Below are 14,447 nucleotides of genomic sequence, written 5' to 3'. Positions count from 1 at the left end.
AAGCAGGGGCACTTCTTTTTATTTTAGATGATAGGAGAAATGTAAAAATGTATTTACTGAAATTTTACAACAAATTTACATTGCACCTTATTAGTGATAATATTAATGTTGCGTTCAAATTTTGAATGTATTATCGATGTTATGGGGGACCACATATGCAACATGTGATTGATATATTAGAAATTATTAATAAAGAACCACATTTAAGTCAGAAGAAAATTGCAGAACGTAGTGGGATATCTACCGGAAAAGTGAATTATATTATAAATGATTTGACGAAAAAAAATTATGTTGTTAGTGAAAAAAATGGAAAACATATAAGCTATTATGTGAAAGAACAGGGTCTTAAATTTTTGCAGAGCGAGTTAGCTACACTGCAGCAAAAAAAGATTCGTATTCATCAGCGAGAGTATAAAAAAGTTAAGCAAGCTGTTATTCTTGCGGCAGGAAATCGTAAGGAATTAGGTAAACCATCTGGGTTATTATCCATTGGTGATAAAATACTTTTAAATCGAAATTTAGAGATATTACACAATAACGGAATTGAAAAAGTTGTTATTGTTTCTGGATATAAAAAAGAAAAATTTGCTTCTTGGAATAAAGAGCAAGGAGTATACTTTGTAGAAAATCCGAAATATAAATGGACAGGCTCTATGGCTTCACTTTCAAGTGTTCAAAGTTTAATTACAGATGATTTTCTATTAATTGAAGATGATATTTTAATAGAAGAAGATGCGATTTCTCAATTGCTACAATATCCGGAACGGGACTGTGTATTGATTACGAATGAAAGTGGTTCTGGTGATGAGGCATTTGTAGAGATTCAAAACGGGAATTTGTATAAAATCTCGAAAGATGTTCATCAATTAAATCGTATTGATGGCGAGATGATTGGAATTTCAAAACTTTCTTATGATGTTTTTCTTAATATGTTGGAGTTGTTTAATCATAATCAAAATCCGTATGTGAATTATGAATATTTACTTCTTGATGTTGCAAGAACATATGATATTGGGCATATCAAATTACAAAATATTGTGTGGGCAGAAATTGATACAAAACAGCAATATGAAGTTGTGAGGAATAAAATTTACCCTCGTTTATTGAGAAAAGAAGCAGAGTTTAAAGAAAAACAAATTAAAGGCCACGTTATGGAGGCTTTAAATATTCCAGAAGATGCTATTACAAATATTCAACCATTTGGTGGTATGACAAATACGAATTTCAAGGTAAGTGTCGGGGATTCAGAATATGTACTTCGTATTCCAGGAAGCGGTACGGAAGAAATGATTAGTCGTCATGATGAAATGGTGAATTCTAATTTGGCAAGTGAGCTAGGAATTGACGCTGAGCTTCTATACTTTAATGAAGAAACAGGTGTTAAGTTAGCAGAGCTTATTTCAAATGCAGAAACATTGAATCCGAAAACGGCGCGACGTAGTGATAACATGCAGTTAACGGCAGCTATTTTGAAGGAATTACATGAATCAAGTGCAGCGATGAGTAATACGTTTAATGTATTTGAGAAAATTGAGCATTATGAAGGTTTATTAAGTAAATCAAATGGTTCAAACTTTGCTGATTATAAAAAGGTAAAGAAGCAAGTTATGCGATTAAAAGCAATGTATGAGAAAATGGATGTTCAGTTAACACCTTGCCATAATGATACTGTTGCTGAAAACTTTGTGAAAAACGGAGAAAACAAGATGTATTTAATCGACTGGGAGTATGGCGGCTTGAATGATCCGATGTGGGATATTGCAGCGCATAGTTTAGAGTGTGAATTCTCAGCTGAAGATGAAGAGTTATTTTTAGATTACTATTTTAATGGAAAAGTAGAAGAAATGCATCGACAAAGAATCTTATTAAATAAAATTTTCCAAGACTTTTTATGGAGTATTTGGACAAAGATTAAAGAAGCAGCGGGTAGTGATTTCGGAACATATGGAATGGATCGTTATACGCGGGCAAAAGAAAATTTACAGTTATTTTTAGAGTACTATGGAGGATACCAGTATGAATCGAAAGCAAAGTAGAGGGGTTTTTTATGGTGTGTTCTCCGGATTTGCTTGGGCTATAGATACGGTTTTAATTGGAATTATATTATCCTCGACAGTTATGTTGGAAACGGAGCAAGTTATATTCCTTGCGCCGCTTGTTAGCACATTTTTACATGATTTTATGTCGACATTGTGGATGATGGTCTATATGGGACTTAAAGGTCAATTACGAACAGCGCTTTCTAAATTAAAAACAAGAAGTGGTCGTTTCGTAATGTTAGGTGCTTTAATGGGCGGACCTTTAGGGATGACGTTTTATGTATTAGCTGTAAAGTATATAGGGGCTTCGTATACGGCAGCAATTTCAGCCATATATCCAGCCGTTGGAGCATTTTTTGCATTTATGTTTTTAAAAGAACGTTTACGCTCTTGGAATTGGTTAGGGCTTGTAATAAGCATTAGTAGTATTATTATTCTTGGCTTTACCGGTGATGGATTTGCAACACAAAACTACATGTTAGGTTTTATTTTTGTTTTGATTTGTATTATAGGTTGGGGATTAGAATGTGTTATTTGTGCCTACGGTATGAAGGATGGGGAAGTCTCGCCAGAAGAGGCGTTGCAAATTCGCCAACTTGTTTCGTCTGTAACATATGGACTGATCATTTTACCGACATTAGGCGGGCATTTTTTAACGAAAGAAGTTATGGTAAGTAGTGAATTTATCTTAATTATCTTTGTGGCGTTAATTGGGACGGCTTCGTACATTTTTTACTATAAAGCAATCCATGAACTGGGCCCAACGAAAGCTATGGGGCTGAATATTACATATTCAGCTTGGGCGATTTGGATTTCTATATTAGTAATGGGAACACCATTTTCTTGGAAATTAATTATTTGTTGTTTATTCATTATTGTAGGGGCTGTTTTAACAGTCGCGGATGCAAATGAATTTATTAAGAGAAAGAAATATAGAGGAGAGGTAGCATGAGAGCGATTTTATTAGCAGCTGGTATGGGGACACGCTTGCGCCCATTAACATTAACGAAACCAAAGTCATTAGTAGAGGTAAACGGGAAACCGATGCTAGAACGACAAATTGAATATTTACAAGAGATTGGTATAGATGAAATTATTGTTGTTACTGGATATTTATCGGAAAAATTTAATTATCTTGTTGATAAATATGAAAATATACGTCTTGTATATAACGATAAATATAATGTGTATAACAATATTTATACGATGTATGTAGTGCGTGAATATTTGGCAGATGCGTATGTGGTAGATGCTGATGTGTATTTACATCGTAATATATTTATTGAAAAACCAGAGTCATCTTTATACTTTAGTGCAAGAAAAGAAGACTTCCGCAATGAATGGATTATTAAGCACGATGAGAGCAAGAAAGTGTACGATATTGAAATTGGTGACGGTCATGATGATTACATTTTATGTGGCCTTTCCTATTGGTGTAAGGACGATGCGGATTATATCGTAAAAGAGTTAGAAAAAGCAGTGGAGCAAGAAGACTTTAGTGAGCTGTATTGGGATAATATTGTGAAAGATAATATTGGTCATCTGAATGTTCATTTATATGAAATTGATAGCAATGACAGCTTTGAAATAGATTCTGTCGAGGATTTAGAGAAGGTTGAAGAGAAGCTTGCCACTTTAAGAAGTTAGTTGTCGTTACGGTTCACATTATATTATTTTAAATGAATGTTTATGGTAAAATATAGGTAAGCATAAAATGTATGAGAGAAACTATATATTTGTTGTATTGAGTATAGTAGGAGGAATAACATGAGTTCAATTTTGGTTTGTGGCGGAGCTGGCTACATCGGTTCACACGCTGTGAAAAAATTAGTAGATGAAGGTTTATCTGTAGTAGTAGTTGATAATTTACAAACAGGTCATGAAGATGCCATTACAGAAGGCGCAAAGTTTTATAAAGGAGACCTTCGTGATAAAAGTTTCTTAAGAGATGTCTTTACACAAGAAAATATTGACGCGGTTATGCATTTCGCGGCTGATTCTTTAGTTGGTGTTAGTATGGAAAAACCTCTTCAATATTATAACAACAACGTGTATGGCGCACTTTGCTTATTAGAAGTAATGGACGAGTTTAAAGTAGATAAGTTCATTTTCTCTTCTACTGCGGCAACTTACGGCGAAGTAGATGTGGATCTTATTACTGAGGAAACTGTAACAAATCCAACGAATACGTATGGCGAGACAAAATTAGCAATTGAAAAAATGCTTCATTGGTATAGCCAAGCGTCAAACTTAAAATATAAGGTCTTCAGATACTTTAACGTAGCTGGTGCAACTCCAAATGGTATTATTGGGGAAGATCATCGTCCAGAGACACATTTAATTCCTCTTGTATTGCAAGTGGCGTTAGGTCAACGTGAGAAGATTATGATGTTTGGTGAAGATTATAATACACCAGATGGTACTTGTATTCGTGATTATATTCATGTTGAAGATTTAGTAGCAGCTCATTTCTTAGGACTTAAAAACCTACAAAACGGCGGAGAAAGTGATTTCTATAACTTAGGAAACGGTAATGGTTTCAGTGTAAAAGAAATCGTTGATGCAGTTCGTGAAGTTACAAATCATGAAATTCCTGCTGAGGTAGCACCGCGTCGTGCGGGAGATCCAGCACGTTTAGTTGCTTCTTCTCAGAAGGCAAAAGAGAAGTTAGGATGGGATCCTAAGTATGTAAATGTGAAAACAATCATTGAGCATGCTTGGAATTGGCATCAAAAACAACCGAATGGATATGCTAAGTAAATATAATAAGTGAAAGAGAGGGTATTGTCGTTCAACATATGTTCGACAATATCCTCTCTTTTTTTGTATGATTTTTGCTATACTAAACTGTACTATAATACAGGATGGAAGGAGGATAAGGATGAAAATACTTGTAGTTGATGATGAATCGAGTATTCGTAATTTGATTCGAATGCAGTTAGAGATGGAAGGATATGAAGTATTAGTAGCGGCTGATGGTAGAGAAGCGCTAGAGAAGTGGAATGAAGGGCCGGATGTATTGATTTTGGATGTTATGCTTCCAGATACAGATGGGTATGAGTTACTTCGCTTGTTCCGTGAAAAGGATAGAGATATTCCAGTACTCATGTTAACTGCAAAGAGTCAGATGAATGATAAACTGCTCGGCTTGCAACTCGGTGCGGATGATTATGTAACGAAGCCTTTCAATTATGCGGAGCTCATTCTTCGTGTGAAGAATATGAGTCGGCGTGTGAAGAAGGAGGGGGTCACTACAAGCCACGAAGTAATTCGAGCTGGAGAGTTAATAATTTGTCCTAAGGAAAGAAAATTACATGTTAGTGGACAAGAGATTCAGTTAACGTACCGAGAATTTAATTTATGTCAGCTGTTTGTTTCAAATCCACAGCGTGTATTTATGAGAGATGAGTTACTTGAGAAAGTATGGGGCTTTGAGTATATCGGAAATACGAGAGCGGTTGATATTATGGTGCAAAGATTGCGTAAGAAGCTTGGTACGAGCGGAGAATATATTAAAACAATTTATGGCGTTGGCTATAAGCTGGATTGTTAAGTGGTGATGATATGTCGTTAAAACGGAATATGGTATTTGGAATAGTTGGATTGTTGATTCCAATTCTTTTTCTTTTGTATACGGTTGTTTATATTTCACTAGAGAAGAATATGTATCATAATGCAGCAGATTCTCTTGAGAAGTTAAGTGTAGAGGCACAAATTTATACGATGAATTATTTAGAGAAAGAAGCAGAAATCGAGACGTTAGGTCCGAATTCGCTTTTAATTGCTTCGTACTTAGCGAAGCGGATGGATGTCCGTGTACAGATGATAGGAAAGAATGGAGATGTTGTTGCAGATACACAAAAAGGAGCGTTACTTCATCGAAATATTGATATTGAGAGTTCTTTGAAGGGTAAGAAAGCTTATGTTTTTGCGGAAGGAGAGCCAGCACCCATTCTTTTGTTTTCAAGCCCGGTTTATTATGGAAACGATGTCATTGGGAGTATTCGTTTTATAGATGAGTTAACGGGTGAGAAGGAAGTTTTAACAAATGTGAGCTGGACTTTTTTAATGACATCTCTTTGTTTAGTGGCTGCAGGTATTTTCTTTGCGGTTCGTTTAGCTAGGTCTCTTCATAGGCCAATTGATCAGTTGAGACAAATGGCAAAGCGGCTTGCGAATGGCGATTATGAAAGTAAGATTGAGCTAAATGAGTATGTGGAAATTGCACAGCTTTCAGCATCCTTTAATGCGATGGCTGATGGAATTGAACTGCATATTAAGCAATTGAAGGAAGAAAAAGAGAAACAGAAAGATTTCTTGGACCGTATTACGCATGAGTTGAAGACACCACTTACGGCAATTATCGGTTATGTTGATTTAATTCCGAAGTTACACTCGAAGGAAGATGTGAAAGAGAGTCTCCGGTATGTAGCTGTAGAAAGTGAGCGTCTATTATCACTTGTAGAGGAATTACTTAAGTCTTCAAAGTACGGGACGAGTACGTTTGAAGTGTCACCTACAGTTGTGAATATAAAAGAATTAGCAGAAGAAGCAGTTTCAATTGTGAAACCTCGTCTGCAGCAATTTGAGATTGAAGTGATAAATGAGTTAACGGATGTGCATGTCGTTGCGGATTTTGATAAGACGAAGCAAATTTTCTTAAATGTGCTTGATAATGCGATTAAATATAGTGATGCTACGCAAATTCGCATGAATGTAATTGTAAGTGAGCATGAGGCGAAGGTTTTTGTTCATGATGATGGTATCGGTATAGATGAGGATGTACTTGCCGAGTGGAATGGGTCTCCAGGAGGGAAAATGCTTCCTTCTAGTTATGGGAACGGCTATGGTTTGTATATTTGTCAGGAGATTATGAATAAGCAAGGTGGAAGTATGCGAATTGAGAGCAGTGAAGAGATTGGTACTACGATATTTATTACATTTTTGCTTCCAAGACGAATGGAAGACATAAAAAACCTGAAAGCGGTTAAATGATACATTTATGAAACAATTATGCGGTATTTTCGAAACAACGTTTTTTTATCTTGGAGGTAGGCAGAAATGAAAAGGCTATCATTTCAAATTCTTATGTTTGTCTTTTGTATCATTGTTTCTCTTGTTTTGTTTTATGTTGTGGAGAAACAAACATATAATCGAATCACAATTGTGAATGACAAACAAGCCGTTTTACAAAGAGTGAACGAATCTCTTCCAATTGAAGTGAAAGTAAGACATGAAAAGTGGGGAGAAATTGTTGTAACGGATGAAGTTCGTTTACATACAATTGTTTCATTCTTTGACCGAATTCGAATAGAACCGAGAGAGGCAGAGAGCCAAGAACAAGTATTTACTGGAGAAGTAACGTACTTGAATGGACATAGGCGTACTTTTGCAGTAGGTGACTTGTTCCAGTATGAGGCGAACGTATACGGAAAGAAGGGCACTGATCCGATGATCTCGGCATTTCAAACGTATTTGTTAAGCCTGTATTACACGCCCGAGCGTATTAGTGATTTCTTCGCTTCAGCAAAGGATGTCATAGTACGTCAAGGGAATGTAGTACGTACTATCAATCTTACGCACATGCTTGATTCTATTCGGTACGCAAAACAAATTACAGATTACGGAGAAATTCAGAAATTATTACAATCACAGAATGAACCGATTGCTTATATTACAGCTTATAAATCAGGTAAGCATGTAAAGAATGAGCGTGAAGATATTCTTACGATTTCTGTGTATCCATCGTACTTTGTTGTGCAATACCTCGGTGATAATAACGGGAATGTCATGTATATGAAAGGCTCTTTAGCAGAGTTATTCGTAAAGGAGAATGCGTCATGAGAAAGATAGCCTTTTTCTTCTTTTTGCTAGTAATTGGAGGAGCGATGTCTAGTTGCTCTCGAGATACAACCTCTATTAAATATAATAAAAGTGGTCTCCCTATTTTGGATGATCGTCATCTTGTTGCATATGTAGCGGCCCGTGAGGAAGTTGGTGAGGCATTGCTTTCATCATTTTGTAAACCGCGTGGATGTACGTATGAATTTATTCGTCTTTCGACAGAAGAACTTCTTCGAAGAGTGGAAGAAGAATCTGGAAATCCGAAAGCGGATATTATTATTGGCGGTACAGTAGATGCACATCAAATGATGAAGCAAAAAGATCTGTCTATTCCTGTGACGAGCCGGCATGCGAATCGTATTTCAAAAACTGTTAAAGATAAAGATGGTTATTGGTACGGTTACGAAGTAGAGAAATTGGCAATCGCAATTAATAAAGAGCGGTGGAACGAAGAAATAGCACCGCTTGGCCTACCGTATCCATCCAGGTGGCAAGATTTATTAAACTCTGCGTACACAGGAAAGATTGTTATGCCAGATCCAAATGTTTCGGGTACTGCATATACGTTTTTTCAATCACTTATTGATACTTTAGGTGAAGAGGAAGCGAAGGTGTATGTGAAGCATCTTGCAGGACAGGTTGGAGAAGTAACAGTGAATGGTTACATACCAGCGGAACTTGTGGCAAGTGGTGAATATATGATAGGCATCAATTTTATGGGAGATCAGAGAATGCTTCAAAAACGAGGCTTTCCTATTTTAAGTAACGAACCTGAGCAAACAGGTTTGTCTGTCAATGCGATTTCGAAACTAAAACGTGCACCGAGTGGTATTATTGCGGATTTATTTATTGATTATTGTTTATCAGAAGAAGCGGGTCACATTTTAGAAAAAGTTTCGTTTGGCGTACCAACGATGTTTGCGAAGAATGAGAAAGAAATAGAAGGGCAGCCGGTTAGAAGGACGAACCAAAATATATCAAATAGTGGAATAATCGAGATATGGAATAGACAGCGTCTCTCTCAAAAGTGAGAAAAGGAGACGAGAGTATATGTTTAAATGGCTTAAGCCAGCACCTGCAATTGAGAGATTACCAGCGGATATGATCGACCGTGTATATAAATTACTACGTATTCGTGTGTTGATCGGGATTTCAGTTGGATATGCTGCTTATTATTTAGTTCGTAGTAACTTTAATTTATCTACTACGTATTTAGTAGACGAGTTCGGATTTAGCACGACACAAATCGGTTTATTAGGGGCAGTAATGGCTGTTGTTTATGGACTTAGTAAATTCTTCATGGGGAATTTATCGGATAAGGCATTTGCTCAACGATTTATTGCAGTAGGTTTATTTTTATCTGGGCTTGTTAATATTTGTTTCGGCTATGCATCTTCCTTTGGGATGATTTTAACTTTACTTGTTCTAAACGGTATTGTGCAAGGTATGGGAGCACCACCTTGTAGTATTGTTATGACGAAATGGTTCTCAAAGAAAGAACGTGGTACGAAAACAGGTCTTTGGAATATTTCACATAACGTTGGTGGATTACTTGTTCCGCCATTCATTGGAATTGGTGTAGGCATTTTTGGTGAAAGTCATTGGCAAGGTGGCGTATTTATTTTCCCAGCGATTATCGCTATGGTAATTTCAGTTCTAGTATGGATTAATGCGAAGGATACACCAGAATCTGAAGGTCTTCCTCCAATTGATGAGTATCGTAATGACTATGAAAATCTTGAAAAAGCAGATAATGCTAATAAGATGTCATCAAAAGAAATTTTAATGAAATATGTAGTGAAAAATAAATTTGTTTGGTTCTTATGTATTGCCAATGCATTTGTTTACTTAATTCGCTTTGGTGTTATTAACTGGGTACCAATTTACTTAACAACAGTTAAAGGTTTTACAAAAACAGAAGCGCATGCGGCGTATTCAATATTTGAGGCAGCAGCGATTCCAAGTTCTTTAATTGTTGGATTTTTAAGCGATAAATTATTTAAAGGGAAACGTATGCCATTATGTGTTATGAGTATGGCCGGGGTTGTTGTTGGTACGGTTGTATATTGGCAAGCGACTAGCATACTTGTTGTGAGTATTGCAGTTTCTGTTATCGGTTGTTTAATTTATGTACCACAGTTTTTAATTGGTTTAAGTGCAATGGAATTAGTACCGAAATTTGCAGTAGGTACGACAGTTGGTATGTGTGGTCTGTTCGGGTATGTTGGAGGAAGCTTCGTAGCAAACGCAGCAATTGGTATTATTGTTGATCGTTCGGGCTGGGATGGTTGTTTCATGTTACTGTTGGCAGGCGGTATTTTATCAACAATTTTCTTACTGATTGTTCAAATGGGACATGAGAGAAAAAGTTCTAAAGTAGCATAATCGTTTATTAGGAAAGCTATCCAATTATAATTTTGGATGGCTTTTTCTATATAATATAATATTTCCTTAAAACTATCTTAAAAGATACGATGTCATATTTCTAATCATTGGAATTTTTGTTACAATATAAATGAATGTGTAAAACTTTGTAAAATGATTGTAATAATATATGATTATTTTTCAGAAAGTTTTATACAATTGTGATGTTTATTAAACTATTAATTTATAAAGGGAGAGAGAATATGTTACCAAATACGGTTCGTACTCCAAATAAGAAGAAAAAATGGATTATTATCGGAGTTATTGCACTAATTGTTATTGTAGCAGCAGTTAATATTTTTATTATGCAAGGTAAGAAGAAGGGCGCATCAACAACGGCTGATGCTGTAAGTTTTGAGAAAGTGACAGAGCGTAAGCTGAATAATACGAAGTTAGTTTCTGGTCAGGTGAAGCCTGGGAATATTGAAAGTTTCTATGCGGATCCGGCCAAAGGAAAAGTGAAAGATATTGAGGTAAAAGAGGGACAAGAGGTAGAGAAAGGTACGAAGTTATTCTCTTATGATAATGAAGAGATTAATCTTCAAATGAAGCAAGCTGAGCTTGATCAGAAGATGGCAGATATGCGTTATGATCAAGGGAAAAAGAAGATTGATTCGCTCAAGAAAGAAATTAAGAAGGTGAAAGATAGCGGAGCTGGGAAAGAAGTAACAGATCCGATGGAAGAGCAAGTAAGTGAGTTAGAAATAGCGCAAAAAACAACTGACCTTGAGAAAGAGAAAGGGAAGTTACAGAAAGAAGAGTTAAATAAAAAGCAGAAAGAGCTTACGATTTATAGTAATTTTGCTGGTGTTGTTCAAAAGTTAGATAAAGATGCGGCGCAAAGTTCATCTCAAGCGTTAGGTGGACAAGGGAAGGCATTTTTACAAGTTGCTTCTAAAGACCCGTTCCAAGTTCAAGGGACTTTAACAGAGCTTCAGAAGTCACAAATCCAAAAGGATCAAACATTCACTGTAACTGCGAAAGCAAATAATAAGAAGAAGTGGACAGGTAAGATTACAGAGGTAAGTGAATTCCCAACGAGTGCAGAGATGGGGCAAGCTGGTGGTGTAGGTGAAGCAACTCAAAATATGTCCCAATATACATATAAAGCAAGTCTTGATAGCCAAGACGGTTTATCTCCAGGTTACCATGTTTCATTACAAGTAAACTTAGAGAATAAGACGATGATTGCTGTTCCAAGTAAGAGCATTGTAGAAAAAGACGATGATGCATTTGTTTATATGGAAGAAAAAGGAAAGCTCCGTAAACAAAATGTGAAAAAAGGTGCTACTGATGGAGATTGGACAGAGATTACTGAAGGCGTAACAGTGGGGCAAAAGGTGGTTAAAAATCCTTCCGACAACGTGTATGACGGAATGGAAGTGAAAGAGAAATGATTACGCTAAATAATATTGCTAAGACGTATTATCAAGGGAAGCTTGCGGTACCGATTTTGCATGGTATTAGTTTAACGATTCAGAGTGGTGAGTTTGTTTCGATTATGGGGCCTTCTGGTTCTGGTAAGTCAACGCTTATGAACATTATTGGTTGTTTAGATCGTCCAACAGAAGGCGAATATATGCTGAATGATGTGAATATCTTAACAGCAGACGAGTCAAAGCTCGCTTTAATTCGTAATGAATATATCGGCTTTGTATTCCAGCATTTTAATTTACTGCCGCGTCTCTCTGCGGTGGAAAATGTTGAACTTCCGCTCGTATACGGTGGCGTGAAGAAAGCAGAACGTCGTAAGCGTGCCTTAGAGGCGTTAGGTAAAGTGGGATTAGCGGACCGCGTACATCATTTACCGAATGAATTATCAGGTGGACAGAAGCAACGTGTAGCGATTGCAAGGGCAATTGCGAATAACCCAACGTTCATTATGGCCGATGAGCCGACTGGTGCGCTAGATACGAAGTCTGGTGAGCAAGTTATGGATATTTTTACGAAGCTTAATGCAGAAGGTACGACAATTGTTATGGTTACGCATGAAGAGGAAGTAGCGGCTTATTCGTCTCGCCGCATTGTACTGCGAGACGGGAAAGTTACAGAAGATAGAAGGTGTGCAGTATGAGTTTACTAGATAGTATGAAAATTGCCTTATCGTCTATTTTAGCTCATAAACTACGCTCGGCTTTGACGATGCTTGGGATTATTATCGGTGTAGGCTCTATTATTACCGTCGTTGCGATTGGGCAAGGTGGGGAAGCTGCATTGAAATCTCAATTTGTTGGATCAGGTAATCAAACGGTTCCGATTCATTATAGTGCTGATATGAATGATCCTTTTGGTATGGGGATGGTAGAAGCACCGAAAATAACTGAAGAAGATATTTTTGAAATTAAAAAAATCCCAGAAATCTCACATGTTGTAACAACAAATTCAAGTATGGAACCACTTGATATTGAAGATAAAGTAGAAATGGTGAGTATTACTGGATTAGACAGTGAGTATTTTTCAGTAAATAAAGTAAAGTTGTTAAAGGGACGTTCTTTACAAGAATCAGATGTGGATCAAGGTAATAACGTTGTCATGATTAGTAAACAAATGGAGGAAAAGGTATTTAAGGATGCCAATCCAGTCGGTAAAATTATTGAAATGAAGGGTCAACCGATGCAAATTATTGGTGTCTACAAATCAGATAACGAGTTTATGGGAATGGGACCATCAGAAGCATTAATTCCAATTTCATTATGGCCGACACTGTATGGAAAAGATGAAATTCAAAATATTTCTGTTCAAGCAAAAAATGTAGATAACTTAGAAAAAGCAGGTAAAAAAGCTGCAGATGTCTTAAACAGTCGTAAACCGAGTGATGCAACTGGTAAATACGAAGTTATGAATTTAAAAGAACTTCAAGAAGGTATTTCAAAGATGACCGGCATTATGACGATGATCATCGGCGGTATCGCTGGTATTTCACTAGTCGTTGGTGGTATTGGTGTTATGAACATTATGCTCGTATCTGTAACAGAACGTACGCGCGAAATTGGAGTACGTAAAGCACTTGGAGCGACGCGTAGTAAAATTTTATTACAGTTTTTAATTGAAGCAGTTATGTTAACGCTTCTAGGTGGTTTAATCGGAATTGGTCTTGGATATGGCGGGGCATATATCGTTTCCACATTTGCGAAGTGGCCACCGCTCGTTTCATGGGAAGTTGTCGTTGGAGGAGTGCTATTCTCTATGACACTTGGTATTGTTTTTGGATTAATTCCAGCAAACAAAGCTGCGAAATTAGATCCAATTGAAGCATTACGTTATGAGTAATTAATAGTGTAGTAGAACTACACATTACCGTTCTAGTGGGCGGTTCGTAGCCTCTTACAATGAGGAAGTGAACCGCCCGTTAGAACGGGTTATATAAATAGAAGGAGGCGTTATAATGGAAGCGAATTTGAATACGCAAAAGGTTGGCGGAGAGAAGCCATCATTATTTGGAATGATTACTTCTCCTGGTGTGCAGTTTGAGAGAATGAAGACTAGTAATGCGGTTTGGGGTGCTTTTTGGTTACTGGTTTTATTAGCGGGGATCATAGGAGGACTTGCTTCTTATGTTTACTCTTTAACTCCGGAGGCGATTAAGGTTAATAAGGATTTAGGTATTACTGTTACGCCTGTAATGTCGTTTGGTACGGGTGCAGTATTCGGTGCTATTGGTATGGCGATAGGTTTCTTTATTAGCGCAGCAGTGTATAAAGTATTAATGATGTTAATGAGCAATGATACTTCTTATAAGAAATTATTAACAATTAGTGTGTATTCAAGCATTATTTCATTACTTGGTTTATTAATTAATACAGTTTTAGCACTTGTTTTAGGCGGATCAGGACAAGAAATGTATACTGGCTTAGGACCGATTTTCGCTTCAAGTGGTGGTGTTGCAAAAGGTATTGCAAATAACATTGAAGTGTTCACAATTTGGGGATTTGTTATTACATGGTTAGGTCTTCAAATTACGGCTGGTTTAAGTAAAAAGAAAGCAACAATTCTTATGGTTGTCTTCTTTATCTTAACTATTGGATTTGGCGCAGTAAAAGGCATGTTCCAATAATAATAAAATAAAAAAGGTGGCTCTTTAGAGTCACCTTTTTTATTTTTACCCTTACCTCAAATACCACCAACAAAATTTCAAATACT

Annotated in this window: 13 protein-coding genes; all 13 read left to right on the top strand. The window is 36.6% G+C overall.

Annotated elements, in window-relative coordinates; translation table 11 throughout:
• Positions 1–155: 155 nt before the first annotated feature.
• Positions 156–2,036 carry a phosphocholine cytidylyltransferase/choline kinase family protein gene (locus tag MHB70_RS24685; protein ID WP_061529504.1) on the top strand — a complete coding sequence of 627 codons (1,881 nt, stop codon included), beginning with the start codon at positions 156–158 and terminating at the stop codon, positions 2,034–2,036.
• Positions 2,017–2,991 (top strand): DMT family transporter, encoded by a 975-nt coding sequence (locus MHB70_RS24680; RefSeq protein ID WP_061529505.1) that lies wholly within the window; start codon positions 2,017–2,019, stop codon positions 2,989–2,991. Before MHB70_RS24685 ends, MHB70_RS24680 begins: the two co-directional genes overlap by 20 nt.
• Positions 2,988–3,686 (top strand): sugar phosphate nucleotidyltransferase, encoded by a 699-nt coding sequence (locus MHB70_RS24675; protein WP_001201617.1) that lies wholly within the window; start codon positions 2,988–2,990, stop codon positions 3,684–3,686. Before MHB70_RS24680 ends, MHB70_RS24675 begins: the two co-directional genes overlap by 4 nt.
• Before the next feature lie 120 nt (positions 3,687–3,806).
• The gene (gene galE / locus MHB70_RS24670) at positions 3,807–4,799 is read left to right on the top strand and encodes a UDP-glucose 4-epimerase GalE (protein WP_061529506.1); all 993 of its coding nucleotides are present in this window, start codon (positions 3,807–3,809) and stop codon (positions 4,797–4,799) included.
• 121 nt (positions 4,800–4,920) lie between these two features.
• Positions 4,921–5,592, top strand: a complete 672-nt coding sequence (locus MHB70_RS24665; protein WP_000699590.1) for a response regulator transcription factor — start codon at positions 4,921–4,923, stop codon at positions 5,590–5,592.
• A gap of 11 nt (positions 5,593–5,603) precedes the next feature.
• The gene (locus MHB70_RS24660; RefSeq protein WP_000054065.1) at positions 5,604–7,034 is read left to right on the top strand and encodes a sensor histidine kinase; all 1,431 of its coding nucleotides are present in this window, start codon (positions 5,604–5,606) and stop codon (positions 7,032–7,034) included.
• 66 nt (positions 7,035–7,100) lie between these two features.
• Complete coding sequence (locus MHB70_RS24655; RefSeq protein WP_061529507.1) at positions 7,101–7,883, top strand: DUF3919 family protein; 783 nt, start codon at positions 7,101–7,103, stop codon at positions 7,881–7,883.
• Positions 7,880–8,914, top strand: a complete 1,035-nt coding sequence (locus tag MHB70_RS24650) for an ABC transporter substrate-binding protein (protein ID WP_061529508.1) — start codon at positions 7,880–7,882, stop codon at positions 8,912–8,914. The genes MHB70_RS24655 and MHB70_RS24650 overlap by 4 nt, the downstream gene beginning before the upstream one ends.
• Positions 8,915–8,933: 19 nt before the next feature.
• Complete coding sequence (locus MHB70_RS24645) at positions 8,934–10,268, top strand: MFS transporter (RefSeq protein WP_000477577.1); 1,335 nt, start codon at positions 8,934–8,936, stop codon at positions 10,266–10,268.
• A gap of 242 nt (positions 10,269–10,510) precedes the next feature.
• On the top strand, positions 10,511–11,704 hold the full coding sequence (locus MHB70_RS24640; protein WP_000937339.1) for an efflux RND transporter periplasmic adaptor subunit: 1,194 nt from the start codon (positions 10,511–10,513) through the stop codon (positions 11,702–11,704).
• The gene (locus MHB70_RS24635) at positions 11,701–12,381 is read left to right on the top strand and encodes an ABC transporter ATP-binding protein (RefSeq protein ID WP_000631624.1); all 681 of its coding nucleotides are present in this window, start codon (positions 11,701–11,703) and stop codon (positions 12,379–12,381) included. Before MHB70_RS24640 ends, MHB70_RS24635 begins: the two co-directional genes overlap by 4 nt.
• Positions 12,378–13,577 carry an ABC transporter permease gene (locus MHB70_RS24630; protein ID WP_000054399.1) on the top strand — a complete coding sequence of 400 codons (1,200 nt, stop codon included), beginning with the start codon at positions 12,378–12,380 and terminating at the stop codon, positions 13,575–13,577. The genes MHB70_RS24635 and MHB70_RS24630 overlap by 4 nt, the downstream gene beginning before the upstream one ends.
• A gap of 115 nt (positions 13,578–13,692) precedes the next feature.
• Positions 13,693–14,361, top strand: coding sequence for a Yip1 family protein (locus tag MHB70_RS24625; protein ID WP_053446260.1), 669 nt, complete (start codon positions 13,693–13,695; stop codon positions 14,359–14,361).
• Positions 14,362–14,447 lie beyond the last annotated feature (86 nt).

It is taken from the genome of Bacillus sp. FSL M7-1020, from assembly GCF_038050415.1.
GTDB classification, from domain to species: domain Bacteria; phylum Bacillota; class Bacilli; order Bacillales; family Bacillaceae_G; genus Bacillus_A; species Bacillus_A toyonensis.
Note: the sequence above shows the minus strand (reverse complement) of the source record. Positions and strands in the feature narration are given on the sequence as shown.

Bases quoted from the DNA above. Each gene is read 5' to 3' on its own strand.
- MHB70_RS24685 (WP_061529504.1), top strand. From the start codon at position 156: ATGCAACATGTGATTGATATATTAGAAATTATTAATAAAGAACCACAT.
- MHB70_RS24680 (WP_061529505.1), top strand. From the start codon at position 2,017: ATGAATCGAAAGCAAAGTAGAGGGGTTTTTTATGGTGTGTTCTCCGGA.
- MHB70_RS24675 (WP_001201617.1), top strand. From the start codon at position 2,988: ATGAGAGCGATTTTATTAGCAGCTGGTATGGGGACACGCTTGCGCCCA.
- galE (WP_061529506.1), top strand. From the start codon at position 3,807: ATGAGTTCAATTTTGGTTTGTGGCGGAGCTGGCTACATCGGTTCACAC.
- MHB70_RS24665 (WP_000699590.1), top strand. From the start codon at position 4,921: ATGAAAATACTTGTAGTTGATGATGAATCGAGTATTCGTAATTTGATT.
- MHB70_RS24660 (WP_000054065.1), top strand. From the start codon at position 5,604: ATGTCGTTAAAACGGAATATGGTATTTGGAATAGTTGGATTGTTGATT.
- MHB70_RS24655 (WP_061529507.1), top strand. From the start codon at position 7,101: ATGAAAAGGCTATCATTTCAAATTCTTATGTTTGTCTTTTGTATCATT.
- MHB70_RS24650 (WP_061529508.1), top strand. From the start codon at position 7,880: ATGAGAAAGATAGCCTTTTTCTTCTTTTTGCTAGTAATTGGAGGAGCG.
- MHB70_RS24645 (WP_000477577.1), top strand. From the start codon at position 8,934: ATGTTTAAATGGCTTAAGCCAGCACCTGCAATTGAGAGATTACCAGCG.
- MHB70_RS24640 (WP_000937339.1), top strand. From the start codon at position 10,511: ATGTTACCAAATACGGTTCGTACTCCAAATAAGAAGAAAAAATGGATT.
- MHB70_RS24635 (WP_000631624.1), top strand. From the start codon at position 11,701: ATGATTACGCTAAATAATATTGCTAAGACGTATTATCAAGGGAAGCTT.
- MHB70_RS24630 (WP_000054399.1), top strand. From the start codon at position 12,378: ATGAGTTTACTAGATAGTATGAAAATTGCCTTATCGTCTATTTTAGCT.
- MHB70_RS24625 (WP_053446260.1), top strand. From the start codon at position 13,693: ATGGAAGCGAATTTGAATACGCAAAAGGTTGGCGGAGAGAAGCCATCA.